The organism is Nitrosomonas oligotropha (assembly GCF_900106555.1).
In the GTDB taxonomy this organism is placed as follows: Bacteria; Pseudomonadota; Gammaproteobacteria; order Burkholderiales; family Nitrosomonadaceae; genus Nitrosomonas; species Nitrosomonas oligotropha_A.
This window is the reverse complement of record NZ_FNOE01000012.1, coordinates 25034-47478: the sequence shown is the minus strand read 5'-3', so window position 1 is coordinate 47478 and position 22445 is coordinate 25034. Positions and strand designations below refer to the sequence as shown.

General features: G+C 50.1%; 24 protein-coding genes and 1 pseudogene. 8 read left to right on the top strand and 17 right to left on the bottom strand.

What is annotated here, in order from left to right; all coding sequences use genetic code 11:
* Positions 1–4 precede the first annotated feature (4 nt).
* The 5 genes from BLU57_RS08330 to BLU57_RS08310 all read left to right on the top strand — a co-directional run bounded on the left by BLU57_RS08330 (position 5) and on the right by BLU57_RS08310 (position 4195).
* Complete coding sequence (locus BLU57_RS08330) at positions 5–499, top strand: TlpA family protein disulfide reductase (RefSeq protein ID WP_090319091.1); 495 nt, start codon at positions 5–7, stop codon at positions 497–499.
* 17 nt (positions 500–516) lie between these two features.
* The gene (locus BLU57_RS08325) at positions 517–1788 is read left to right on the top strand and encodes a sialidase family protein (RefSeq protein WP_176776398.1); all 1272 of its coding nucleotides are present in this window, start codon (positions 517–519) and stop codon (positions 1786–1788) included.
* Positions 1789–1835: 47 nt separating this feature from the next.
* Positions 1836–2228, top strand: coding sequence for a copper resistance CopC family protein (locus BLU57_RS08320; protein ID WP_218131653.1), 393 nt, complete (start codon positions 1836–1838; stop codon positions 2226–2228).
* Between the two features lie 42 nt (positions 2229–2270).
* Complete coding sequence (locus BLU57_RS08315) at positions 2271–3005, top strand: hypothetical protein (RefSeq protein WP_090319083.1); 735 nt, start codon at positions 2271–2273, stop codon at positions 3003–3005.
* A 365-nt stretch (positions 3006–3370) separates the two neighbouring features.
* Entirely contained in the window at positions 3371–4195 is an 825-nt protein-coding gene (locus BLU57_RS08310; protein WP_256206206.1) for a phosphorylase family protein, read from the top strand.
* Here BLU57_RS08310 and BLU57_RS08305 read toward each other — a convergent pair.
* From BLU57_RS08305 to BLU57_RS08280, 6 genes are all read right to left on the bottom strand, one after another.
* The gene (locus BLU57_RS08305; protein WP_090319080.1) at positions 4178–5950 is read right to left on the bottom strand and encodes an ABC transporter transmembrane domain-containing protein; all 1773 of its coding nucleotides are present in this window, start codon (positions 5948–5950) and stop codon (positions 4178–4180) included. The two genes, BLU57_RS08310 and BLU57_RS08305, sit on opposite strands and share 18 nt — an antisense overlap.
* Before the next feature lie 54 nt (positions 5951–6004).
* A complete protein-coding gene (locus tag BLU57_RS08300) occupies positions 6005–6454 on the bottom strand; it encodes a styrene oxide isomerase (protein WP_090319077.1) in 450 nt (149 codons plus the stop codon).
* Positions 6455–6566: 112 nt separating this feature from the next.
* Positions 6567–7145, bottom strand: coding sequence for a GIY-YIG nuclease family protein (locus tag BLU57_RS08295; protein ID WP_090319074.1), 579 nt, complete (start codon positions 7143–7145; stop codon positions 6567–6569).
* 63 nt (positions 7146–7208) lie between these two features.
* A complete protein-coding gene (locus tag BLU57_RS08290; protein ID WP_090319071.1) occupies positions 7209–7568 on the bottom strand; it encodes a type II toxin-antitoxin system VapC family toxin in 360 nt (119 codons plus the stop codon).
* Complete coding sequence (locus BLU57_RS08285) at positions 7555–7779, bottom strand: hypothetical protein (RefSeq protein WP_090319068.1); 225 nt, start codon at positions 7777–7779, stop codon at positions 7555–7557. Before BLU57_RS08285 ends, BLU57_RS08290 begins: the two co-directional genes overlap by 14 nt.
* Before the next feature lie 138 nt (positions 7780–7917).
* Positions 7918–8199: a peptidylprolyl isomerase gene (locus BLU57_RS08280; RefSeq protein WP_090319066.1), complete on the bottom strand. Its 282-nt coding sequence runs from the start codon at positions 8197–8199 to the stop codon at positions 7918–7920.
* A gap of 137 nt (positions 8200–8336) precedes the next feature.
* Here BLU57_RS08280 and BLU57_RS08275 point away from each other — a divergent pair, with 137 nt between their 5' ends.
* Genes BLU57_RS08275 through BLU57_RS08265 form a run of 3 tightly spaced genes read left to right on the top strand, consistent with a single transcriptional unit; the run spans position 8337 to position 12639 of the window.
* A complete protein-coding gene (locus BLU57_RS08275) occupies positions 8337–9002 on the top strand; it encodes an ABC transporter ATP-binding protein (RefSeq protein WP_090319063.1) in 666 nt (221 codons plus the stop codon).
* Entirely contained in the window at positions 8999–11539 is a 2541-nt protein-coding gene (locus BLU57_RS08270) for an FtsX-like permease family protein (protein WP_090319060.1), read from the top strand. The genes BLU57_RS08275 and BLU57_RS08270 overlap by 4 nt, the downstream gene beginning before the upstream one ends.
* Positions 11539–12639 carry a lipocalin-like domain-containing protein gene (locus tag BLU57_RS08265; RefSeq protein ID WP_090319057.1) on the top strand — a complete coding sequence of 367 codons (1101 nt, stop codon included), beginning with the start codon at positions 11539–11541 and terminating at the stop codon, positions 12637–12639. The genes BLU57_RS08270 and BLU57_RS08265 overlap by 1 nt, the downstream gene beginning before the upstream one ends.
* A gap of 734 nt (positions 12640–13373) precedes the next feature.
* On the opposite strand, the gene BLU57_RS08260 is transcribed toward BLU57_RS08265, so the two are convergent.
* From BLU57_RS08260 to hisF, 11 genes and pseudogenes are all read right to left on the bottom strand, one after another.
* The gene (locus BLU57_RS08260) at positions 13374–15074 is read right to left on the bottom strand and encodes a putative bifunctional diguanylate cyclase/phosphodiesterase (RefSeq protein WP_090319055.1); all 1701 of its coding nucleotides are present in this window, start codon (positions 15072–15074) and stop codon (positions 13374–13376) included.
* Positions 15075–15442: 368 nt separating this feature from the next.
* Positions 15443–15652: a heavy-metal-associated domain-containing protein gene (locus BLU57_RS08255; RefSeq protein ID WP_090319053.1), complete on the bottom strand. Its 210-nt coding sequence runs from the start codon at positions 15650–15652 to the stop codon at positions 15443–15445.
* A 30-nt stretch (positions 15653–15682) separates the two neighbouring features.
* Positions 15683–18076, bottom strand: a complete 2394-nt coding sequence (locus tag BLU57_RS08250; protein ID WP_090319050.1) for a heavy metal translocating P-type ATPase — start codon at positions 18074–18076, stop codon at positions 15683–15685.
* Positions 18077–18109: 33 nt separating this feature from the next.
* Positions 18110–18724, bottom strand: a complete 615-nt coding sequence (locus tag BLU57_RS08245; RefSeq protein ID WP_090319046.1) for a hypothetical protein — start codon at positions 18722–18724, stop codon at positions 18110–18112.
* Between the two features lie 114 nt (positions 18725–18838).
* Complete coding sequence (tatC, locus tag BLU57_RS08240; RefSeq protein ID WP_090319043.1) at positions 18839–19630, bottom strand: twin-arginine translocase subunit TatC; 792 nt, start codon at positions 19628–19630, stop codon at positions 18839–18841.
* Positions 19631–19698: 68 nt separating this feature from the next.
* Entirely contained in the window at positions 19699–20073 is a 375-nt protein-coding gene (gene tatB, locus BLU57_RS08235) for a Sec-independent protein translocase protein TatB (protein WP_371113157.1), read from the bottom strand.
* A 264-nt stretch (positions 20074–20337) separates the two neighbouring features.
* Positions 20338–20496: pseudogene (gene tatA / locus BLU57_RS08230) on the bottom strand (Sec-independent protein translocase subunit TatA); the annotation flags it as partial.
* 32 nt (positions 20497–20528) lie between these two features.
* The gene (locus BLU57_RS08225; protein ID WP_090319035.1) at positions 20529–20879 is read right to left on the bottom strand and encodes a histidine triad nucleotide-binding protein; all 351 of its coding nucleotides are present in this window, start codon (positions 20877–20879) and stop codon (positions 20529–20531) included.
* Between the two features lie 2 nt (positions 20880–20881).
* Positions 20882–21208 (bottom strand): phosphoribosyl-ATP diphosphatase, encoded by a 327-nt coding sequence (locus BLU57_RS08220; RefSeq protein ID WP_090319032.1) that lies wholly within the window; start codon positions 21206–21208, stop codon positions 20882–20884.
* Positions 21205–21597, bottom strand: coding sequence for a phosphoribosyl-AMP cyclohydrolase (hisI, locus tag BLU57_RS08215; RefSeq protein WP_090319029.1), 393 nt, complete (start codon positions 21595–21597; stop codon positions 21205–21207). Before hisI ends, BLU57_RS08220 begins: the two co-directional genes overlap by 4 nt.
* Positions 21598–21648: 51 nt before the next feature.
* Positions 21649–22422, bottom strand: coding sequence for an imidazole glycerol phosphate synthase subunit HisF (hisF, locus tag BLU57_RS08210; protein WP_090319027.1), 774 nt, complete (start codon positions 22420–22422; stop codon positions 21649–21651).
* Positions 22423–22445 lie beyond the last annotated feature (23 nt).

Sequence of the window (22445 nt, the reverse complement as noted above, 5' to 3'; positions counted from 1 at the left end):
AAACATGACCTTAAGAAAAATCTTTTTACTATGCACACTCATTTTGTCATCCGGTTTTGTGTTACCGGCCGGAGCTGAGCAGGTGCAACTCAAACCTTTTACTCCCGGCAGTTATCAGAGATTGCTTGATAGCAATGCGGATAAACCTTTCATGCTGGTTATTTGGTCGACCACCTGTTCATCATGCATGAAGAAAATGCCACTGCTGCATGATCTGGCAAAAAGCAGACCGGAAATCAATATCGTGATGCTATCCGCTGACGATGCCTCAGCAACCGGTTTAGTCCAAACCGTGTTGGCGAGAAACGAATTGACCAATTTGGAGCACTGGATTTTTACCGAAGAAAATGCACAAAAATTGCGCTATGAGATTGATCCTAAATGGTATGGCGAGTTACCCAGAACCTACTTCATCAATAAGAATCATGAACGCCATGGCATTAGCGGCGCGTTATCCAAGGAGGACTATAACAATATCTTCAAGGTACTCCTGAATTGAAACAGTGGATGTACGCAATGACCAATGACATGCAATCCGGAAGAAAACACGGATTGATTGTTTCCCTGAAAGTAGTTTGCCAGATCAGCTTAATGATTATTAGCTGCTCGCCGGGGCCGGTGCTGAGCATGGAGGTGCCGGAAAATACCACACTCAATCCGGCAAACAATACGGTTTATGCCAAATCGACGCTGGGTTTATACGATATTTCATCATTCGACGTTTATGTGGACAAAGAAACTATCCACCTCATCGCGAGCGGAAAATGCGTTGCCCATAATAAGCATGGCTCGATTCGCTATACACGTTCTGAAGATGGCGGGCGTCAATGGAAAAGTCCGGTGACTGTAAATGAGTCGTTGCCTGCCGCACTGGCCAGCCGTGGAAACGATGTTCAGCTGGCGGCTGACGGTAACCATTTGGTATCACTGTGGCAAACTGAAGGAGAGTTCCCGACGATGGGACCGATGGTCAGCGCTTATTCCGCGGATGCTGGCCAAACCTGGAAAAGAGGCGCCAATCCGGCCATGGACAATGACGGTAGCCAGGCTCACATCGATGTGGTTGCTGACTGGAAAGGCAACTTTCATGCGGTTTGGCTGGCGGATCCTAATGAAAATGGTTACCAAGGTTTGCACTATGCCCGGTCGATTGACCAAGGTAAACAGTGGAGTCAGCCGGTTACTTTGGATGACTCCACGTGCTCATGCTGTTGGAACACAGTGACAGTGTCACCTGACAATAAACTCGCTGTTCTTTATCGCAATACCGCACCTCGCGACATGTCGCTGGCGCAATCGCTCGATGCGGGATTAACCTGGCGGCACGCCAGCACAGTCGGTGATTTTCAATGGAAATTCGAAGGCTGTCCGCATGTTGGCGGCGCTTTAAAATATGCTGGCACAGACAATATCGCTCAACTGCACAGCGTTGTTTGGACCGGTATTGAAGACAAATCCGGTTTATATCATCTCTCTTCAAACGATAACGGCCAAACCTGGTCGATTCCCCGGAAACTCGGAAGTATGGCTATGCATGGCGATATTGCGGCGCGCAATCGCAATGCTGTTGCGGCCATTTGGAATGAAATGGAACCGGATGGAGCGAGTATTTTTTACACGAAATCAGAAGATGGCGGCACGACCTGGTCAGTGCCTAAACGACTAACCGAAGCAAAGTATTCCGCAACGCAACCCAAATTAGTGGCCACAAAACATGGATTTTTAGCCCTATGGACGGAAAAAAACAATCAGCATTCCAGTGAATTGGCTTGGTATGTTTTTGAATGATGAACAGTGCGGATTGCTACGACAATATTTTTACAGGAGAAAACGCTATGGCACGTTGCAGTATCTTTTTTTCAATGAATCTACTGATGTGTTTGTTCTTTATTACTTTCTCAATCTTACCGGAAGCCGCTCTCGCGCATGCTGTCATGGTGAAATCGATGCCTGAAAAAGACAGCACCATTAGCAAATCACCGAAGCAAGTGGATGTCTGGTTTAACGAGCATGTCAGGAGTGCTTTCAAATCGCTTGCCGTGATGAATAGTGCAGGAAAGCGTGTGGATAACAAAGATATTGAACAGGAAATACTGGATCCATCGCATATCTATATCAGCATTCCGCGACTCCCTCCGGATACTTACACCGTCCGGTACCGGGTGATATCGGCGGATACACACGCGGTTTCTGGCAAATTTGATTTTACTGTTGCGGAATCCGACTAGTTTCAATACCCATATTCCTTATCGATAGGAGCGCACTACATTATGAAATCACTCACTACCAAACAGTTATTAACGATTCTATTATGCGGCAGCATTTTGCTGTTACCTGCCTGCAGCAAGAAAAATGTAACCGCCTCCGTGCAATTTGACTATACCGAAACGGTAGGTTGCCTCGTCACCAATGATTTATATGCGATTTATTTCAGTGCTTATCTGAAGCCCGAAGGCGATCTGGAGAATATAAAAGGGAAAGATAGAAATAAATTGTTACGATCCTATTGTAAAAAAATCCCCAAAACGGGCTCACTTTACTTTACCGCAGATCTGGTTGACGAAGACGTAAGGGAAACACCCATCAGTGTTCGCTTGGTTAAACAAGAACTGATTGGAGAGGATGAGAGGAAAGTGGAAAACTTCAAGGATACCGGCACCATTTTTGAAGTACCGGCCAAGCTGTACCCGCGGGGTATGGTCGAGACGCATATCGAACTGGACAAAGAGGGTTTTTACGCGTTATACCTTTCAGTTGGGGAAGAAAATACGATGACCGAAGAAAATATACTCAGAATTCCACTGCATGTCGGTGTTGATCCTGACGCGGTATCTCCGTGGCATATTGCGCTAAGGATCCTGGCCGTTTGTTTGGGATTAATTATTCCAGTCATACTGGGATTGATTATGTTCTCCCCCATCATTCCGGCTAAGCAATGGGTTCAGGAAATCAGTAGAAGAAGTTTCTTTTTGAATCATAAGCAAGGCATTGAAACTCAGAAATAACAGAGGATTAGTGAACGGTAACCGCAGGTATCTTGCTAGGCTAGCTGCTGCACCGTGGAACCGGATACTTTACCGGGGGACACGTAACTCCCGGTAAAGTACTTCTAAAGAATCAAAGTTCTCCGGCCAACATTGAATACATGAGGCCAATATCGTGATACTCAGAAGCAGTGAGATCACGGCAAATATCTTTCTCGGAAAAACATCAGGTCAATCATGCGAAACCGCGCCATCAGCAAGCAATAATGCTGACACATCAATCAATCCGCTGATACTCCCAGAAGTCCGATCGCCGCTGTAGTGTCAATAGCAGTACATTCTTATAGGCGTGAATCCGCGCGCGTTCAATTTGCGTTATTATGATCATGCAAAATTCTTTCCAATACGATGCTGGCGCGTTATTATGCCTTGATAAGGGGGGCTTTCAATTGAAGATTATTGGAGTTGTTACGGCACTGAAGTCAGAAGCAAGCTGTTTGGTGGATAAACGTTTTCCTCTTTATCAAGTGGTGGATATAGGGGATAGAACCTCGTTGTGTCTCAGTAGCATAGGAAGTAGCGCGGCGCGCGGAGCGGCGTTGAAATTGTGCGGGCAAAACATTAATGCCTTAGTCAGTTTCGGTGTGGCTGCGGCATTGGATGACAAATTAATTCCCGGTGATTTGGTGTTGCCCGAAGCGATTATGATGGACGGTGAGGTCCTACCGGTGGACATGGAATGGCGCGACCGGCTGCACGGCATAATGTCAAAGCATGTTACGGTTACGAGTGGAGTCTTGACGTCCTGTGAAGCACCGCTCACTACCCGCGCGCAAAAACTGGCGTTGGGTGAGGCTACCGGGGCTTGCGCGGCGGATATGGAATCGGCGGCAGTGGCGAAAGTGGCGGCCGATGCCGGCATTTCGTTTCTCGCTATCCGGGCGATTGTCGATCCGCTCGAATTTTCGCCGCCGGAGGCATTGATGGGCGCGGTATATCCCGATGGCAGCGTGGATGCCATTCAGCTCATTAAATTGGTGCTTAACCGATCGGTCTCAATCGTGACGTTGATCCATCTCGCACTCGGGATGCACGTAGCGCGCTATGCTTTAACGGAAGTCGTGCAAAAAACGGGATTGACTTTCGCAAGTGACTACATGCCTTATCGTGATGCCGAATTAAGCGAGAGCAGATCAGTCAATAACGAGTGACTGAAACTGCAACGCCGCCAGCCGTGCGTACAACGGGCTGGATTGCAGCAATTGCGCATGCGTGCCGATCGCGTCCAGCCGTCCGTGATCGAGCACGGCAATCCGGTCGGCGGATTGTACAGTGGCCAGACGATGTGCAATGACCAACGTAGTTCGATTGCGCATCAGCTGCTGCAATGCTTGCTGCACCCAATATTCGCTCTGTGCATCCAGTGCACTGGTGGCTTCGTCCAGCAACAGAATCGGTGCATCTGCCAGAATCGCCCGGGCAATCGCCAGCCGCTGTTTCTGCCCGCCTGACAATCCTAATCCGGCATCTCCCAAATGCGTTTGATAGCCTTGCGGTAATTGGCAGATAAATTCATGCGCGTAGGCTGCTTCGGCTGCCGCTTGTACATCCGCGTCGCTGGCGTCGGGTCGGGCGTAGCGCAGATTGTCGCCGATGGTGCCGTAAAACAACGCCGGGGTTTGCGATACCAGCGCAAAGCAGCGGCGCAGGGCAAACAGATCGAGCTGCCGGATATCGATACCTTCCAGTTTTATAGAGCCGGATTGACTGTCAAAGAAACGCAGAAGCAAATCAAACAACGTCGACTTGCCCGCGCCGGAAGGACCGACCAGCGCCAGCGTTTCGCCTGCCCGGATCGTCAAGGTCAGATTGTCGATGGCCAGCACATCGGGGCGGGAAGAGTAAGCGAAGCACAGTTGATCGATAGCGATATTTCCCGATACGCTGGGCAGGGGATGGGATTTTTCCGGCGACTGAATCAGATTCGGCGCTTGCAGCAATTCCATGGTGCGCTCGGCGGCACCGGCGGCGCGCTGCAATTCGCCGATGACTTCCGAAATGGAAGCGACGGCTGAGCCGACAATGACGCTGTAGAAAACAAATGCGGCCAATTCGCCCGCGCTGATCCGGCCTTCGATTACATCGATACCGCCGACCCACAGCATCAATCCGACGGCACCCATTACCAGCAAAATAACCAGGGTGATCAACAATGAACGTTGCAGCGTGCGTTGCTTGGCGACGGCGAAAGCTTCCTCAACCTGAGTGTGAAAGGTACGCTGATCGATGGATTGGTGATTGTAGGCCTGCACGGTTTTAATTTGCCCCAGCACTTCGCCGACATAAGCGCCGACCGCGGCGATTTTGTCCTGGCTTTGGCGCGACAAATGCCGCACGCGGCGGCCATAAATCAAGATCGGCACTACCACCAGCGGCACGCAAATCGTCACCAGCGCAGTCAGCTTGGCGTTGGTGATGAATAACCAGACGATGCCGCCAACCATCATGATCAAATTGCGCAGTGCGAACGATACCGATGAGCCGATCACGGTTTGCAGTAACGTCATATCGGCAGTCAGACGCGATTGGATTTCGAGACTGCGGTTTTCCTCGAAAAAGCCGGGATGCAGATGGATCAGATGGTTGAATACTTTACTTCGAATGTCGGCAATCACTCGCTCGCCTAACCAGGTGACCCAGTAATAGCGTGTGAACGTGCCGACAGCCAAAGCGATTACCAGCAGCAGAAATATGCCGACATACTGACTGAGCAGTTCTTTGGATTGTGTGGCAAATCCCTGATCGATCATCAACCGGATGCCTTGCCCGATCGACAGTGTAATCGTGGCGGTGAATAACAACGCCAGCAAACTATAAACGACCTGGCGGCGGTACGGCGCGATAAACTGCGCTGCTTTTTTGATGCTCTGCCAGCGGGTTTGCGTGTTCTTTGAAGAATCTGTCATGGATAAATCTCGCCGGATAGCGAGCGCTGCTGTGATTGCTTTAAGCTGGATAGATTAATCTTGGGGATCGGGTTTTTTCACAAATCCGGCAATGAGCAGTATCCAGGCAACGATCAGCCCGATAATGGCCGGAATATGCGTCAGTTTCACAAACTGCTCCTGCCACATAGCAGCGCCGCTTGCACCGGCCTGCTGCGCCGCGATCGCCAGCGATTCCGCAGTACCCCACCAGGCATTGGCGATTTCGGAAATGACGGTGAGCCACGTCAAACAGACGGCAATCAGCATGATCAAAGCCGAGCGGGTACTGACCTTATGCGGCAGCGTAAGAAGCAGCACCGCCATCAAAATGAACAGCATGCCGTTCAGCACTGCTTGAATGTGCGCGCTCAAAGCCAGCCGAGGGAAGGGCGTGTGCGGTATCACCAATCCCCAGATGATGCCGACTAATACTAAAGCCAAGCCGTGGATTAGGATTTTTCTTGCTCGGTTTTGTACATTCATGTCAATGCTTTTGATCGTATCGGATTAAAAATTTATTAGTCAAATTTGACAAATTCTTTTCACAACTTATGAAGACTACATGTCATCTCATCTCATGTAATTCAGGTTTGATTTATTGTACTTTAGCGACATGTTTCCGTGAGTTTCCTTCTCTTGCGAGCTTTCCTTCGCGCATAAGCAAACCGATAATACTATATGAGAGATAATCCTTCGAACCACCACCATAGTCACTCTTTAGGCCTAAAAGGCTTGCAGCATCAGAATTTGAGATTCCTGATTGATTCGCTTTAGCAAATTCGAGAATCGCATCTTTTAATAATGAGAGTCCGATTTGAGCTTTTTCTTGTGCGCCGTGAGGTACAACGATAGAAGTTCTCACTTTTCCGGATAACCCGGAAGGAATGATTACATTTGTAAGAAAACCGCCTGTATCAATTGTGCCAAATGCGGATATCAATTCAGCTTCGAGCTTAATTGATTGCGCTTCACTGACTGAATCAACCAATATCGTAACAAGAACCTGAGCGCCTTGGTTCATAATCTCTTGGATTAATTTACCTTTCCGAGAGTTATCAGGTTTTACCAGGTGATCATAGGCTCTTACACCAGTTCCTTTCCCAATGTAAAAAGGCTTGGCTGGTGAAGAACGCGGATCTTTTAAAGCATAGACGTAATAGGAGGTTTCTATCATTGGGAGGATTTAAGGATTAAACAAAGTCGATTTTTCTATTTATGATGATATTGTAAAAATCTTTTACTGTTTTCCCATTAATCTCTTATCCAGTGTCAGCAATTCAAGCTGATGGTGCTGAGCTGTTGCAGAGATAATTGAATCGGGTAATTTCATTTGTTGATTGCGCCTGATTTCGATCGCTCTGTTTTCAATGCCAATTACGATAGGTAAGTGGGTCATTCGAGTCAGTAAGGATTCGATGGTTTTAATATCCGCAGGCGTTATCGCGGGATAGCTCAATAACTCCATACGAGTTATTGAGCTATAAGCACATTCGTCGATTTTAACCTGCTTGGATTTTAATAAATCTAGAACTATCGGATTGCGTTGATACAGTCCGATAATAATATTCGTGTCAAGCAGATACTTAATGCCACTCATCGCGTAACTGCATTTGCATATCCAGTGGATTTTGATATTTGAAGCATGTTACCTCAGGCAGATCGTTGATAATTTCAATCAACAATCCGGATTCCTGCTTTCGCTGGATATATTCATTGACCAACCGGGTAACAATTTCATCCGGTGAACTATGTTCCTGTTTGGCTAGCGTTTCTAATTTTGCTTCCAATTTTGGGTCTATCGTCAGCATAAAATACCTTTTACTTAATTTTTATCGGCATCTGTAATCATTTTCGCACGCTTACGTTCAAGTATCCGTTGTGTTATCACGAAGTCATGGACCGATAATGAGTGTAGCGCTCATACGGCATCTACGGTGCAGTTCGATTTAATCGCTCCGTTTAGTCACTTCCACCAAGTGATACCCAAACTGTGTTTTAACCGGACCTTGCACTTCGCCGACCGGTGCGCTGAACACGACAGTGTCGAATTCCTTCACCATTTGACCGCGGCCAAATTCACCTAAGTCACCGCCTTGCTTACCGGATGGGCAGAGTGAATGTTGTTGCGCAATTTCGGCGAAGCTGGCGCCGTTTTCGATTTCGCTTTTCAAGCTGTTACATTGTTCTTCGGTTTTGACCAAGATATGACGTGCGCTGGCTCGTGCCATAAGATTCTCTCCTGTATTTATCAAAAATAATTGTTCGTACGTGATACATTTAAGCACAGATTGGCGTGCTGATTGAAGCATTGTGCCATTTTTACGCGAAGAGGGTTAGATGAAAATTTTGTGTGGTGGCGGTGCGAATGCTTGAGTTAATGAATGTCAACAAAGCGTATGCCGAAGGGCGGAAAGTGCTGACCGGTTTAAGTTATACGCTGGAAGCGGGCGAGTACGTCGCGATCATGGGTGAGTCGGGTGTGGGTAAGTCGACCTTGCTGAATCTGATCGCCGGATTGGATACGCCGGATTCGGGTGAGATCCGCATTAATGGTGTGGCGATTTCATCGCTGGACGACGACGCGGCGACGCGATTGCGGCGCGAGCAATTCGGGTTTATTTTTCAGGCGTTTCATGTGTTGCCACACCTGACCGTGTCGCAGAACATTGCCTTGCCGCTATTGCTGAACGGTGCGCCAACGGAGCGCGTGACACAGATGCTGGCGGATGTGGGATTGCACGATCGCGGGCATCATTTTCCCCGTCAGTTGTCCGGCGGGGAGCTGCAACGCGTGGCGATTGCACGGGCGCTGGTGCATCGGCCCAAATTGGTGCTGGCGGACGAACCGACCGGTAACCTCGATCCCGATACGGCGCATGAAATTCTCCAATTGATGCGCACCGAAATCAAAGCCAATGGCGCTACCGGCATTCTCGTGACGCATTCGCATGCCGCCGCGGCGACAGCGGACCGGGTGCTGGATCTGACCAAGGATGGCTTGCATCCAGCTAAACCCGGCGAACGCGTATGAACACGGCGACGTTATCGCGCTGGCTGCTGTTTGGCGAGTGGCGCGCGCACCTGGTGCAAGTGACCGTAGCGCTGATCGCCATCGCGATCGGCGTGGCCATGGCGTTTTCCATTCATCTGATCAATACCGCGGCATTCAATGAATTTTCCGCAGCCAGTAAAAGTTTGTCCGGGCAATCGGATTTGCAGGTGCGCGGGCGTAAGGCCTTTTTTGACGAAGCGTTATACCCGGTGCTGGCGCAGCATGACGGTGTCGCAGTGGCGAATCCGGTGCTGGAATTCGATGTGGCGATACCCGGTAAGCAGCAAAACAGAAACGATCACAAACTGAAAATCATCGGCATCGACATGTTCCGGGCGATGCGGATTTCACCTGATCTGCTCGGATTGGTTGAAGAAGGGAAAACGCTGGACCGGTTGGCGGACGATGCGATTTTTCTTTCACCTGCGGCAATGGAGTGGTTACAGGTTGAACAAGGCGATTCGCTGCAATTGAATGCCGGATTGCAAGCAGTTACGTTGCGTGTGGCGGGTGGCTTGGTGCGCGCCAGAGCAGGGCAGCGCATTGCGGTGATGGATATTGGCGCGGCGCAGTGGCGCTTTCAGCAGCTTGGCGTGTTGTCGCGCATCGAGCTGAAACTGCGCGATGGCGTCAATCATGCGGCATTTAAAGCCAAACTGGCGGAAGAGTTAGGCGAAGCGTATTGGGTGACCGAGGCGGTCGATCAGGAAAAGCGCATTGCCAATATGTCGCGCGCGTATCGCATCAATTTGAACATGCTGGCGCTGGTGGCGCTGTTTACCGGTACCTTTCTGGTTTTTTCCACGCAAGTGCTGTCGGTCATCCGGCGGCGGCAGCAATTCGCGTTGCTGCGCGTGCTGGGTTTTACGCGGCAGCAATTGTTGCGGCAGATCATGACCGAAGGCGGGATTCTGGGGGTGAGCGGTTCGTTGTTGGGATTGGCGCTGGGTTATGCGGTTGCGGTGCTGGCGATCCGGTTGCTGGGTGGCGATTTGGGCACTAATTTCTTTCCGGGTGTTAAACCGGGCATTCATTTCGATCCCTGGGATGCTGGGATTTTTTTCGCAGTGGGCTTGGGCGTGACGCTGCTGGGGAGCATCATCCCGGCATTGGAAGCGGCGCGGGCCAAACCGGCATTGGCATTGCGCTCCGGCAGTGAAGATACGGCGATGGCGAAATTGTCCCCACCGTGGTTTGCGCTGATCTGTTTGTCAGTCGCGGCATTGTTTACACAATTGCCACCGGTTTTCGAGCTGCCGATTTTCGGTTATCTGGCCATTGTATTGCTGTTAATCGGCGGCATTGCGTTAATGCCGCGCTTGACTGCAGGGTTCTTTTCAGCAGCGCTGGCTAAATGGCAGCGCCATCAAAGCGGTGCTGTGTCTACGCTGGCATTGGCGCGCTTGGCGAATGCGCCGAATCAGGCCGCCATTGCGCTGGGTGGCATATTGGCGAGTTTCAGCCTGATGGTCGCGATGGCGATCATGGTGACGAGCTTTCGTATCTCGATCGATAACTGGCTGGGGCGCGTGTTACCGGCTGATTTATATGTGCGCGCCGCAGCCAGCGGCGATTTGCAAACGGATGCGCAAAAGGCGATCGCCGATCTGCCCGGTTTCGACCGGGTGGATTTTTTCCGCACCCAGCAATTGACACTCGATGTCAATCGGCCGGAAATCACGCTGTTCGCTCGTCCTGTCGATAAAGCGGATGCACGCAATACATTGCCACTGACAGATGACATGATCGCTTCGGAATCGTTGCCGGAAAATGTCATGCCGATCTGGGTGTCGGAAGCGATGGTCGACCTATATGGTTACCGGGTAGGGGAGCGAGTAACGTTGCCGATCGGCACGGCATCGAACGAATTTTTGGTTGCCGGGGTATGGCGCGACTATGGCCGTCAATTTGGCGCGATTCAGATGCAATTGGCAGATTATCAAGCGTTAACCGGCGATTTGGGTGTCAATACCGTGGCCCTCTGGTTGCAACCGGGGACAAGCTCGGATGCGGCTACTGCCGGATTGCGCCAACTGCCGTTCGGTGCCGCGTTGGAGATATCGAGATCGAGCGATATGCGCGCGTTAAGCCTGGAGATTTTTGACCGCAGCTTTGCGGTGACGTATTTGCTGGAATTGGTCGCGGTGGTGATTGGTTTGCTTGGTGTGGCAGCGAGTTTTTCCGCGCAGACACTGGCGCGTGTTAAGGAATTCGGCATGCTGCGGCATATCGGCGTGATGCGCCGGCAGATTCTGGTAATGCTGGCGGCGGAAGGTGGTTTATTGACCGCGCTCGGCATGGTGCTAGGTTTTCTATTGGGGTGGAGCATCAGCCTGATTCTGGTTTTTATCGTCAACCCGCAATCGTTCCATTGGACCATGCAGCTGCATCTGCCGTGGAATTGGCTCGCAATGATTGCGGTGATCATGCTGGTTGCAGCCGCATTGACGGCATTGCTGGCCGGGCGGCGGGCGATTTCCGGCGAAGTGATACGTGCGGTGCGGGAGGATTGGTAATGAAGCAAAACGAGTGTGGCGGCGCAAGCGTTGTGATCGCCTTGGTGCTGCTGTTTCTTAGTTTATTGGGAACAGCAGCACTGGCTGAATCGGATCGGTTAAAACCGGTTACGCCCGGTTATAAATTTGTTTTTCCGCAGGATTACGGCGCGCATCAGGATTTCCGCATCGAATGGTGGTACATCACCGGCTGGCTGGAGACTGAAGATAAGAAGCCATTGGGGTTTCAGGTTACCTTTTTCCGTTATGCGACCGGCCACAATCAAGATAATCCCAGCCAGTTTGCGGCGAAGTATTTGATCATCGCGCATTTGGCGTTATCCGATCCCGCCGCGGGTAAGCTGATGCACGAAGAAAAGTCGTTGCGGGAAGGTTTCAATCTGGCTTATGCCAAAGAAGGCAATACCGATGTGAAACTGGACGATTGGACGCTGGTACGCGAGGAGGATGGGCGTTATCAGGTGGAGATGCAAGGCAGCGATATCGGTTTGCGCTTAACGCTGACCCCGGCGCAAATGGCGATGTTGCAAGATCAAAACGGTTTCTCGCGCAAGGGCCCGAAACCGGAACAAGCGAGTTATTACTACAGCGAGCCGCATTTAAGTGTGACCGGCACTGTCTTCCGCGATAACAAGCCGGTTGCGGTGAGTGGCCGCGCCTGGCTGGATCATGAGTGGTCAACCGCCTATCTGGATCCGGAAGCAGATGGCTGGGATTGGACGGGCGCTAATCTGGACGATGGTTCAGCGTTGATGGCTTTTCAAATACGCCGTAAAGGCGGAGGCAAGGTATGGGCGTATGCGGCACTGCGCGATCCTTCCGGTAATATGCGATTGTTTGAACCGGAGCAAGTCGAATTCACCCCGATTCGCACTTGGCAATCGCCGCATACGGAGGCGGTTTATCCGGTTGCAATGCATATCCGCACCGGCGAGATCGAATGGCGGCTTACGCCCTTGCTGGATGATCAGGAACTGGATTCGCGTCAATCCACCGGTTCGGTTTACTGGGAAGGTGCGGTAACGCTGACCAAGGACAATCAGTCCGCCGGAAAGGGCTATCTTGAGTTAACCGGCTACGTGAAACCTTTGGCATTATGAAAATGATTTTTATCCCGGAAAATATTGATTCAATGAATCGAAATAGCCTGAAAACACAGGGTGAATCAGCAGTTAGCGCGCGCGATATTTTGCCGGATTGCATGGATTCTTATAGTAAAAGTAGAGCATACTCGATTTCAATACTTTCATTGTTGTTAAATGTGAGTTAGAATTTGCGCACGCAGTGATCTTAATGGTGCAAGATGATTGCGAATAGTTTACTCGGTTCTGTAAAGAAAGGATTGCTGTCACAGTGAATCTAAGGAACAGAGATAAAGTAAAACGGTTATAAAGTTTTGTAATCGTATATGGAGGGGCCGGTCACTGATCGGTTTTAATTCTTAATCAAAGGAGATTGTTATGGCCGAAATCAACAGAAGAGAAACAGATGCGCAAGTTTTAAGATTATTCTTCATTTCAACAGCTGTTTTCCTCGTTATCGGGGCAATTATTTACGGCGTATTCTAGGCTGAAATACTCGCTAATGTCCTTTTAAGGTTTGAGTTTTACTAAAAACTTATCCCATCACAGTAAGTGACAAATAGGGCAGAGTCAGTCAATTATTCCCAAAAAATACCCATCTGACGGAGAATCCGGTAGATGGGTATTTTTTATTGCAGTCGATGAAATGAGTGTGTGTTGTAACGGCCTATGCAAGATTGCTATATTCCGTGCCAGTTAAGTAATTGTTGATTGTATAGATTTCCTCAGTCTTAACCTCATACTGTGGGTTTTTACCCTTTGGAAGCTTGATGGTTCATTTCTCGAATGAAGTCCTGTTCATGCATGGGTAGATAGAAGAAATAACCCTGTATAAAATCGCAGCCATACTGTTTCAGCTCCGCCAGTTGTACCTCGGTTTCAACACCCTCCACAATCAGCTTCAGTCCTAAAGAATGTCCCAATCCAATGATTGTGCGAATCAGCACTTGTTTTTCATGTCGGCTTTCTAAATCGTCAACGAACGACTTGCTGATTTTTAATAAGTTGATGGGCAACTGAATCAATTGCGATAACGAAGAGTATCCAGTGCCAAAATCATCGATGGCAATTTGTAGACCGAGATCTGCCAGCTGATGAAAGATTATTGAATTCGATTCAACATCCGGCATTAGCGCGGCTTCGGTTAACTCAACCACAATCCCGGCGGGATTGGCCCCCGTTTCTTGCAGGATAGCCGAAAAACTATTTAGTAATTGCTTATGGTTGAGCTGCCGGGCTGATAGATTGATCGATACGTAGGGCGCCTGATCCTTCCAACGCCGTTGCCAATCCGCTTGTGCTTTGCAACCTTCACGAAAAACCCAATCGCCGATGGAAAAAACCATTCCGTTCATTTCTGCAACCGGGATGAAAATTTCCGGCGATATGGATTTTCCATTCAAATTCCAGCGCAGCAGCAATTCTGCGCCGACGATTTGCTCGGTATCTGGTGAAATGATCGGCTGGTAAACTGCCGAAAGCTCGTTGTGTTCAAGTGCTCGCCGCAATCCTTGGCCGATTGAATTTTTCTGATGCGCTTTTTTTTGCAACTGATCATTAAAGAATTGCCATCCACCCCGGCCTTTTTGTTTCATCTCGTACATAGCCGTATCCGCCGAGCGCATCATTTCGTCTGCTGAGTATTGCTGGCCATGGCCGATAATTATGCCGATACTTGCCGTTATCGACAGACTCGGATCCTGGCAGGTGATGTTTTCCTTCAAAGCATCATTAATGCGCGTTGCTAAATTTGCAATTAATTCCGGTTTTTCAATTTGTTCGCATAATACGATGAATTCATCGCCGGATAGTCTGCCTACGGTGTCGTCAGGGCGGATTTGAGCCAACAAACGGTCAGCGATTATTTTTAATACCTCATCGCCGGTTATGTGACCGTAGGTATCATTGATCAGTTTGAAACCATCCAGATCAATAAACAGTAACGCGACATTCAGTTTGTTTCGCATGGAGCGTTGCAGCGCGTTATTTAGCCGTTCATGGATCAATTTGCGGTTGGGTAACCCGGTCAGCGCATCATGTGTCGATTGCCGGATTAATTCCTGCACTTGCTGCTTACGCTGCGTGATATCGAGCATGTTGACTACCAATATCCATTGGCCGCCGCTATGAAATTTGGCGATTCCTGCTTCGAGCTCGATCAACGCGCCATCCTTGCGATAGCCGATGACTGAATCGCGTTGACCCATGCGGCGGTGTGTTTCGCCGCCGGAGATAAATTGTTTCAGTGCATCAATATGCCGCTCGCGGTACCGCGGTGGTAACAGGAGATGTACCGGCATGCCGGCCAATTCTTCCGTGGTATAACAAAATAATTCGCAAGCACTACGATTGGCCTCGAGAATGATGCCTTCTTCGTCGGTGACAATAATAATCAGATCGACTAAAGATAAAATCTTTTGTGCTGCGTCATTGATTACTTGTTTGTGCGTCATGGCCGTATTCGCCGTGACTGGATGGGGTGCCGGGAATGTTCCGGCGTAACTTGCTGGATACGTACAGAATTCTCAATATAGCTGCACATATTGTTTGCGCTCAATAGGCTTGATGAACGCACCGGTGCAATGGCGGCACCATCAATACTCGCCGCTCCATTTATAGCGGGGGGCATTGAACCAAACCGTATTGGTTCGATAACTACTTTCATAAAATCCCGTTTTGTTATAGTTATTGGGATAAAGCAATAAGTATTTGGAATATGAAATAGAAGAAATATCCTACAACAATGGTAGGAATTTTACTATAATCCTAGTACTTATGAAAGATCTCTAATAGTTTGCAGCAGGATGCGGATTGATTATTTTTAATCCACGACATCAAATCCGGCATCAATAATAGTTTCTTTGAGTTGATTCAGACTGGTGTTTTCAGGATCGAATTGAATGATGGCTTGCGCGGGATCAAGCGTAACTTCCAGTTGAGCGATTCCCGGCACATTCCTGAGGACATTTTTGATGCTATTGACACAGCCCATACAGGTCATACCTTTTATTTTAATAGTAGCGGTTTGCATTACGGCGACTCCCTAACAATGATTTTATTTTTAATGATTGGCTTGCCAGCGTTTTAGTAACAATGAATTACTGACAACCGATACCGAACTCATGGCCATGGCGGCACCGGCGATGACCGGGTTGAGCATGCCCATTGCGGCTAAGGGGATGCCCAGGATATTGTAAACAAAAGCAAAGAACAAATTCTGGCGGATTTTCTTGAGTGTAGCACGCGATAAGGAAATGGCGTCGGCAACGCTCATGAGGTCATTGCGTATCAAAGTGATATCAGCCGCTTCAATCGCGACATCCGAACCGGCGCCAATGGCGAAACTGACATCCGCGGCAGCTAAGGCTGGCGCATCGTTGATACCGTCACCGACCATCGCGGTAAACTGGCCGCTGTTTTTCATTTTTAACACTTCAGCCGCTTTATCCTGTGGCAAAACTTCGGCATGGTATTGTGTAATGCCGGTACGTTTGGCAATCGCTGCCGCAGTCACGGCGTTATCACCGGTTAACATGATCACTTCAATGCCCATGGATTGCAGTTGTTTGATTGCTTTGATGGATGTATCCCGCAGGCGGTCCGCGATGGCCAGGTAGCCGAGCAGCTGAGGTACATTGCCAGCCGTGGATGCCACACCGATTACGGTTTTTCCTTCTGCTTGCAACGCCGTGATTTGTTCCTCATTCACAGCGATATCGTGCTGTGTCAAAAATTTGGGCGAACCGAGCAGGTACTGGATGCCATTCATGCGAGCGGTGATGCCGCTGCCGGCAATGGCCGAAAAATCTTCAATGGCTTGCAGCGATAACTGTTGTTTCTGTGCGCGATCCAGAACCGCCCGCGCCAGCGGGTGTTCGGATCCTTGTTCCAGGGAAGCGGCGATGTGCAGCAGTTCTTGTGCACTCAATGATTCCGCCGGAACAATATCGGTGACCTCCGGTTGCCCTTCGGTCAATGTGCCGGTTTTGTCGACAATCAGCGTTTGGATTTTTTCCGCGTGTTCCAAAGCCGCTGCATTTTTCACCAGCACCCCGGCTTGCGCGCCGCGTCCGGTGCCGACCATGATGGCGGTCGGTGTGGCGAGTCCCAATGCGCACGGACAAGCGATGACTAGTACGGCAACGGCGTTGATCAGTGCGGTGACAAATTCGTGCGTAAGCCACCAAGTGATTCCCAGAGTCAGGATGCTGATGATCACGACGACCGGAACGAAAATTCCCGAAATCGTATCCGCCATGCGTTGGATGGGCGCTTTCGAGCCTTGCGCTTCTTCGACCAGATGGATAATCGCGGCGAGCTGCGTATGCGCACCCACACTGGTGGCGCGGCATTTGAGCAAACCTTGCTGATTCAGCGTGGCGGCAAACACTTTGGCACCGGCTTGCTTGCTGACGGGAAGGCTTTCACCGGTCAGCATGGATTCGTTGACACTCGATGCGCCTTCAATGACGATGCCGTCGACCGGCAAATTTTCACCCGGGCGCACGATAAAAATATCGTTCACTTGCAGGCTGCTGGCCGGTACTTCGAAAATTTCACCATTGCGTTCGATACGGGCTGTTTTAGGTTGCAGCCTGATCAAAGCTTCGATCGCCGCGGAAGTTTTTCCTTTGGCGCGCGCTTCCATCAATTTGCCGAGTAAAACAAGCGTGATGATGGCCGCGCTGGCTTCAAAATAAACATGCTGATCCAATGTAAATACGGTGACTGCGGCACTGAAGAAATACGCCATGCTGGTGCCTAACGCTACCAGCACATCCATATTGGCGCCGCCGCCTCGCAGGGAATGCCATGCGCCGGTGTAGAAACGGCGCCCGATCCAGAATTGCACCGGTGTAGCCAGCGCCCATTGCAGCCAGCGCGGCAGCATGTCCATGTCGTGACCGGTAAACATGGCGCCCATTTGCAGCACCAGCGGTAGTGTGAGCGTTGCTGAAATCCAGAATAACCGCAATTCAGCCTGGTAAGCGGCACGCCGCCGCGCTTTTTCTTCAGCATGACCGGATTCGCTGATTTCAGTGGCGTCATATCCGGCATTGATGACGGCTTCAATCAAATGACCGGTCGTTACTTCGCCCGGCATGAAACTGACCTTAGCGGTTTCGGTTGCGATATTCACAGTCGCCGTGACGCCGGGCAACTTGTTCAGCGCTTTTTCGATATGACCGGCGCAAGCGGCGCAAGTCATTTTGTGCAGTTGCAGTTGCACGGTACGCGGTGCAATGTGAAAACCGGCTTTCTCGATGGCCCGAATCAGCGTTTCCGTGTTTACTTGATTTGCGTCGAAATTCACATGCGCTTTTTCATTGGCGAAATTGACGGCGGCTTCCACACCCGGCAGCTTGTTCAGGTTTTTTTCGATACGCGCGGCACAGGCTGCGCATGTCATGCCTTCAACCGGTAGTTCAATGTGTTTGAGGGATGGGGAATTCACAAGTATTTTCCAATGGATGCTGGATGAGTAACGTTACTGGCGGTCAGGCACCAGCACGCCATCAACCAGCCTGACCCGATCGCCTTGATGGAAATTCGCCGCATCCGGGAGCGCGATGATAGCTTGCCTGCCATCGTTCATAGTGATGCCGACCTGATATTGATCGTGCGGCTGCGGTGTGTTTTCCGCATGAACGCCATCCATGACACCAGGATAGTTTGTGCCGAGCGGATACGGATTCTGGCGGATAACCTCCCGGGCGACAGTTCCGGCGACGATCGCGCCTGCAATGGCATTCAGGCCGGGACCTTGTCCGATTCTATTGATGGAATTGATAACGCCGCAGTTGATACACCCTGTTGTTGATGGCTGCCGGGGTATGACGCCGGCATCGGTGCTTTTGATACTAACGCTGTTGCGGGGTGCGCCAATGGCGGTGCCAATGCGATGAATGGTTCTGAGCGGCCGGTTGATATCAGGCGAAGTTTCCGGCGGTTGGGTGGTCAGATGCTGGGACTGCAACTGCGGATGATTTTGCTCCGTAGCGGTTGATTGTGCGAGTGCAATAGCCGGAACACAGACACTAAAAATGATGGTTGATCCTATCAACCCTTTTATGGCATTCAAAACGGAACGGCTAGTCAACATCGCGAATCTCCTTGCAGTCAATTGCTGTAACGAATTTTTTAGATCGGGATGAATGGCGTTGGTTTCATTATAGCGATTTCCGCCGGGTTTGATGGATTCCTCGTGCGGATCCGGTCAGTCGGTTTTTTCCGGCACATCTTTTTGTGCTGAAGCATCCTGCTTAGCGGGTGTTATATCCGTTGCATCTACTTGCTGCTGCTTTTTGATCATCAATGCGGCAATGAATATACCGAGTTCGTACAGAAGGCATAAAGGCACCGCCAGCATAAACTGCGAGACTACGTCGGGCGGGGTGAAAATGGCGGCGATGATGAATGCGCCGACAATCACATACGGGCGGATTTCCTTCAGTTTCTCAATGGTAATGATGCCTGTTCTAACCAATATGATGACAAACACTGGTACTTCAAAAGTGACGCCGAAAGCGATAAACATCGATAAAACAAAACTCAGATATTTGCTGATATCGGTCATTACCGCGACACCTTCCGGCGCGAAATAGGTAATGAACTCAAACACCAGCGGCAATGCGGCGAAGTAAGCGAACGACATGCCGCAAAAGAACAACAAGCTGCTGCCGAAGACCAGCGGCAGGGCCAGGCGTTTTTCATGCGAATAAAGCCCGGGTGCGACAAAAGCCCAAATTTGATATAGCGTGTGCGGCAGTGTAATGACAAAAGCCATCATCATCGCGACTTGCATCGGCACAAAGAAGGGTGTCGCCACATCGGTGGCAATCATTTGCCCGCCTTGCGGCAGTTTCTCCAGTAGCGGTTGCGCCAGCAAGGTATACAGTTCACGTGCATAGAAAGCGCAGGGCAGGAATCCAAGCATAAGAACCGCCAGGATGCGGATCATCCGGACGCGCAATTCCACTAAATGCGACAGGAATGAGCCTTCAAGCATGGTAATCGCGGTAGTGCTGGTTATGTTGAATCGGCATCGATAAACACCTTGTAGTCCGCGCTAAACGGCTACTTTCTTTCCTGACCGGAACCATGTTGTGCGGTTTCATCGTTGCTAGAGACCATTGTTTGTGGCTCTTGACTGGACTGTGGCGGTAACGAACCAAGGGATGGGCTGTCTTCGGGTTTTGCATCGGTCATCGTTGTTTTCAGTCGATCAACGCCTTCGTGTACCGAGTCTTCGATCGATTGCACCGTCTCCTGCACCGAGGACTGCATTTTTTTCAGCTCCTCCATGCGCATTTCGTTATGAATATCGGTTCTGATGGCATAAACGAAGTTGCGGCAGCGGCCGTATAGATGGCCTACTGTGCGCGCCACGGCGGGCAGACGCTCGGGTCCGATGACGATCAGTGCCACGATCGAGATAACCAGCAACTCCATAAAACTGATATCAAACATGTTGTTGCGTAGACCGAATTCAAAGTGGTGAAACGATTGATGTAAGCATGACCGGATTCTCCTGCGGAAAGAAGCTTCCTAAGTCCTGGTGTGCGATTTTTCCTTGATTTCAGCGTCTGCTGCCGCACTATGCGCCGCATTGGCTGTGCCGGCAGACGGTTGCGTGTTATTCTCCTTGAAGGTATTCGCGGCCGATTCCTTGCTTGCCGTCACTTCAATCACAGTTTCATTGGCTGGATTTGCGCGGGCTGAAGCAGTATCGGTTTCCGATTCTTTCATGCCTTCCTTGAACCCTTTCAGCGCTCCGCCCAGATCGCTACCGAGGTTGCGCAGTTTTTTTGTGCCAAATACCAGTACAACAATAACCAGCACGATAATCCAATGCCAGATGCTAAATGTACCCATGACTTTCTCCTGTGAGATGGAACAGTGCTGGCCTAGCCGTGGTGAATCATCCCAGGCAGACGTTCCCGGCCGCCGATGATGTGGAAATGGATATGAAATACCTCTTGTCCGCCTGCCCGTCCGGTATTGATAATCGTGCGGAAACCATCTTCGCAGCCTTGCGCTTTCGCCAGTTTAGGCGCTAATAATAGCATTTTCCCCAGTAAATCCTGATGATTATCTTGCACCTCAGCGAGTGAATCGATGTGAAGCTTCGGGATCAACAAGAAATGCACCGGCGCGGCCGGATTGATATCGTGAAACGCGAGAATATCATCATCTTCGTAGACTGCATTGGATGGGATTTCTTTGCGTGCGATTTTGCAGAATATGCAGTTATCCATGGCTAATCCGATTTTCGAGAGGCTTTTTCTACAATGCCGGAAACGCCTTCGCGTCTTTCCAGCTCTCGCAACACATCGTCCGGCGTCAGTCCGTGGTGCGCGAGCAATATCAGGCAATGAAACCATAAATCGGCGGTTTCATAAACCACCTGATCGGTATTGCCATCTTTGGACGCCATCAACGTTTCGGCAGACTCTTCCGCGATTTTCTTGAGTATCTTGTCCTGTCCGCCATGCAACAGTTTTGCGACGTATGAGCTGTTCGCGTCGGCTGATTTGCGTGCTTCGATGGTTTCCGCCAGGCGGCGAAGAATATTGATATCGGTCATTGAGTGTAAATTTCGTCCGGATCTTTGATAACGGGGGCTACGGTAACCCATTCAGCACCTTCCAATTTCTGGAAGAAACAGCTGTGACGCCCGGTATGACAGGCAATTCCGCCCGTCTGTTCGACCATCAGGAGCAGCACGTCTTGGTCGCAATCCAAATAAATCTCTTTCACTTTTTGTGTGTGACCGGATTCTTCGCCCTTGTGCCACAGTTTTTTACGCGAGCGTGACCAGTATACGGCTTCACGTTTTTCTACGGTCAGTTTGAGTGCGTCGCGATTCATCCAGGCAACCATGAGAATTTTACCGCTATCCGCTTCTTGGGCGATCACCGGTATCAATCCGTCTTCCGACCAGTTAATTTTGCTAAGCCAAGTATCAGGGGGCATACATTCAGCGATACTTCCGTTCAGTTATGATTTTTACCAGTAATTCTAGCATTATAACCGCACTTCGATGCCATGCTGCGCCATATACTGCTTGGCCTGCTGCACGGTAAATTCACCATAGTGAAAGATACTAGCGGCCAATACAGCATCCGCATGTCCTTGCAAGATACCGTCGACCAGATGATCCAGATTGCCAACTCCGCCGCTGGCGATGACCGGGATATCGATCGCATCCGATATCGCACGTGTCAAAGCAAGATCAAAACCATTCCGTGTGCCATCCCTGTCCATGCTGGTGAGTAAAATTTCACCAGCACCAAACGACTGCATTTTGATGGCCCACTCAATGGCATCAATACCGGTTGCTTTACGTCCGCCATGGGTGAAAACTTCCCAGCGCGGCGTGGTGCCGGGTGGATTGACCTGTTTGGCATCGATTGCCACCACAATACATTGCGAACCGTAATGATCGGATGCGTCGGCGACCAGTTGCGGATTCAGAACAGCTGACGTATTGATACTGACTTTGTCGGCACCGGCATTGAGCAAACGGCGTACATCCGCCACTTGGCGTACACCGCCACCAACTGTTAACGGAATGAATACTTGTGTTGCTACAGCTTCAATGATGTGCAGAATCAGATCGCGGTTATCCGAGCTGGCGGTGATGTCGAGAAAAGTGAGTTCGTCCGCGCCTTGCTCATCATAGCGGCGCGAGATTTCCACCGGATCTCCCGCGTCGCGCAGTTCAACGAAGTTTACACCTTTAACCACACGCCCATTGGTTACGTCCAGGCATGGAATGATACGTTTAGCGAGGCTCATCGGATTTTAAAGCCGGTTGTGAA

What these genes read in the sequence shown, in the direction of transcription:
- BLU57_RS08280 (WP_090319066.1), bottom strand. Translation starts at nt 8,199, where the DNA reads ATGGCACGAGCCAGCGCACGTCATATCTTGGTCAAAACCGAAGAACAA.
- hisI (WP_090319029.1), bottom strand. Translation starts at nt 21,597, where the DNA reads ATGCCCCCTGATACTTGGCTTAGCAAAATTAACTGGTCGGAAGACGGA.
- BLU57_RS08305 (WP_090319080.1), bottom strand. Translation starts at nt 5,950, where the DNA reads ATGACAGATTCTTCAAAGAACACGCAAACCCGCTGGCAGAGCATCAAA.
- tatB (WP_371113157.1), bottom strand. Translation starts at nt 20,073, where the DNA reads ATGGAGTTGCTGGTTATCTCGATCGTGGCACTGATCGTCATCGGACCC.
- BLU57_RS08325 (WP_176776398.1), top strand. Translation starts at nt 517, where the DNA reads ATGACCAATGACATGCAATCCGGAAGAAAACACGGATTGATTGTTTCC.
- BLU57_RS08260 (WP_090319055.1), bottom strand. Translation starts at nt 15,074, where the DNA reads ATGACGCACAAACAAGTAATCAATGACGCAGCACAAAAGATTTTATCT.
- BLU57_RS08330 (WP_090319091.1), top strand. Translation starts at nt 5, where the DNA reads ATGACCTTAAGAAAAATCTTTTTACTATGCACACTCATTTTGTCATCC.
- BLU57_RS08275 (WP_090319063.1), top strand. Translation starts at nt 8,337, where the DNA reads ATGCTTGAGTTAATGAATGTCAACAAAGCGTATGCCGAAGGGCGGAAA.
- tatC (WP_090319043.1), bottom strand. Translation starts at nt 19,630, where the DNA reads ATGCTTGAAGGCTCATTCCTGTCGCATTTAGTGGAATTGCGCGTCCGG.
- BLU57_RS08270 (WP_090319060.1), top strand. Translation starts at nt 8,999, where the DNA reads ATGAACACGGCGACGTTATCGCGCTGGCTGCTGTTTGGCGAGTGGCGC.
- hisF (WP_090319027.1), bottom strand. Translation starts at nt 22,422, where the DNA reads ATGAGCCTCGCTAAACGTATCATTCCATGCCTGGACGTAACCAATGGG.
- BLU57_RS08300 (WP_090319077.1), bottom strand. Translation starts at nt 6,454, where the DNA reads ATGAATGTACAAAACCGAGCAAGAAAAATCCTAATCCACGGCTTGGCT.
- BLU57_RS08315 (WP_090319083.1), top strand. Translation starts at nt 2,271, where the DNA reads ATGAAATCACTCACTACCAAACAGTTATTAACGATTCTATTATGCGGC.
- BLU57_RS08320 (WP_218131653.1), top strand. Translation starts at nt 1,836, where the DNA reads ATGGCACGTTGCAGTATCTTTTTTTCAATGAATCTACTGATGTGTTTG.
- BLU57_RS08265 (WP_090319057.1), top strand. Translation starts at nt 11,539, where the DNA reads ATGAAGCAAAACGAGTGTGGCGGCGCAAGCGTTGTGATCGCCTTGGTG.
- BLU57_RS08285 (WP_090319068.1), bottom strand. Translation starts at nt 7,779, where the DNA reads ATGCTGACGATAGACCCAAAATTGGAAGCAAAATTAGAAACGCTAGCC.
- BLU57_RS08295 (WP_090319074.1), bottom strand. Translation starts at nt 7,145, where the DNA reads ATGATAGAAACCTCCTATTACGTCTATGCTTTAAAAGATCCGCGTTCT.
- BLU57_RS08310 (WP_256206206.1), top strand. Translation starts at nt 3,371, where the DNA reads ATGCAAAATTCTTTCCAATACGATGCTGGCGCGTTATTATGCCTTGAT.
- BLU57_RS08245 (WP_090319046.1), bottom strand. Translation starts at nt 18,724, where the DNA reads ATGTTGACTAGCCGTTCCGTTTTGAATGCCATAAAAGGGTTGATAGGA.
- BLU57_RS08255 (WP_090319053.1), bottom strand. Translation starts at nt 15,652, where the DNA reads ATGCAAACCGCTACTATTAAAATAAAAGGTATGACCTGTATGGGCTGT.
- BLU57_RS08290 (WP_090319071.1), bottom strand. Translation starts at nt 7,568, where the DNA reads ATGAGTGGCATTAAGTATCTGCTTGACACGAATATTATTATCGGACTG.
- BLU57_RS08220 (WP_090319032.1), bottom strand. Translation starts at nt 21,208, where the DNA reads ATGACCGATATCAATATTCTTCGCCGCCTGGCGGAAACCATCGAAGCA.
- BLU57_RS08225 (WP_090319035.1), bottom strand. Translation starts at nt 20,879, where the DNA reads ATGGATAACTGCATATTCTGCAAAATCGCACGCAAAGAAATCCCATCC.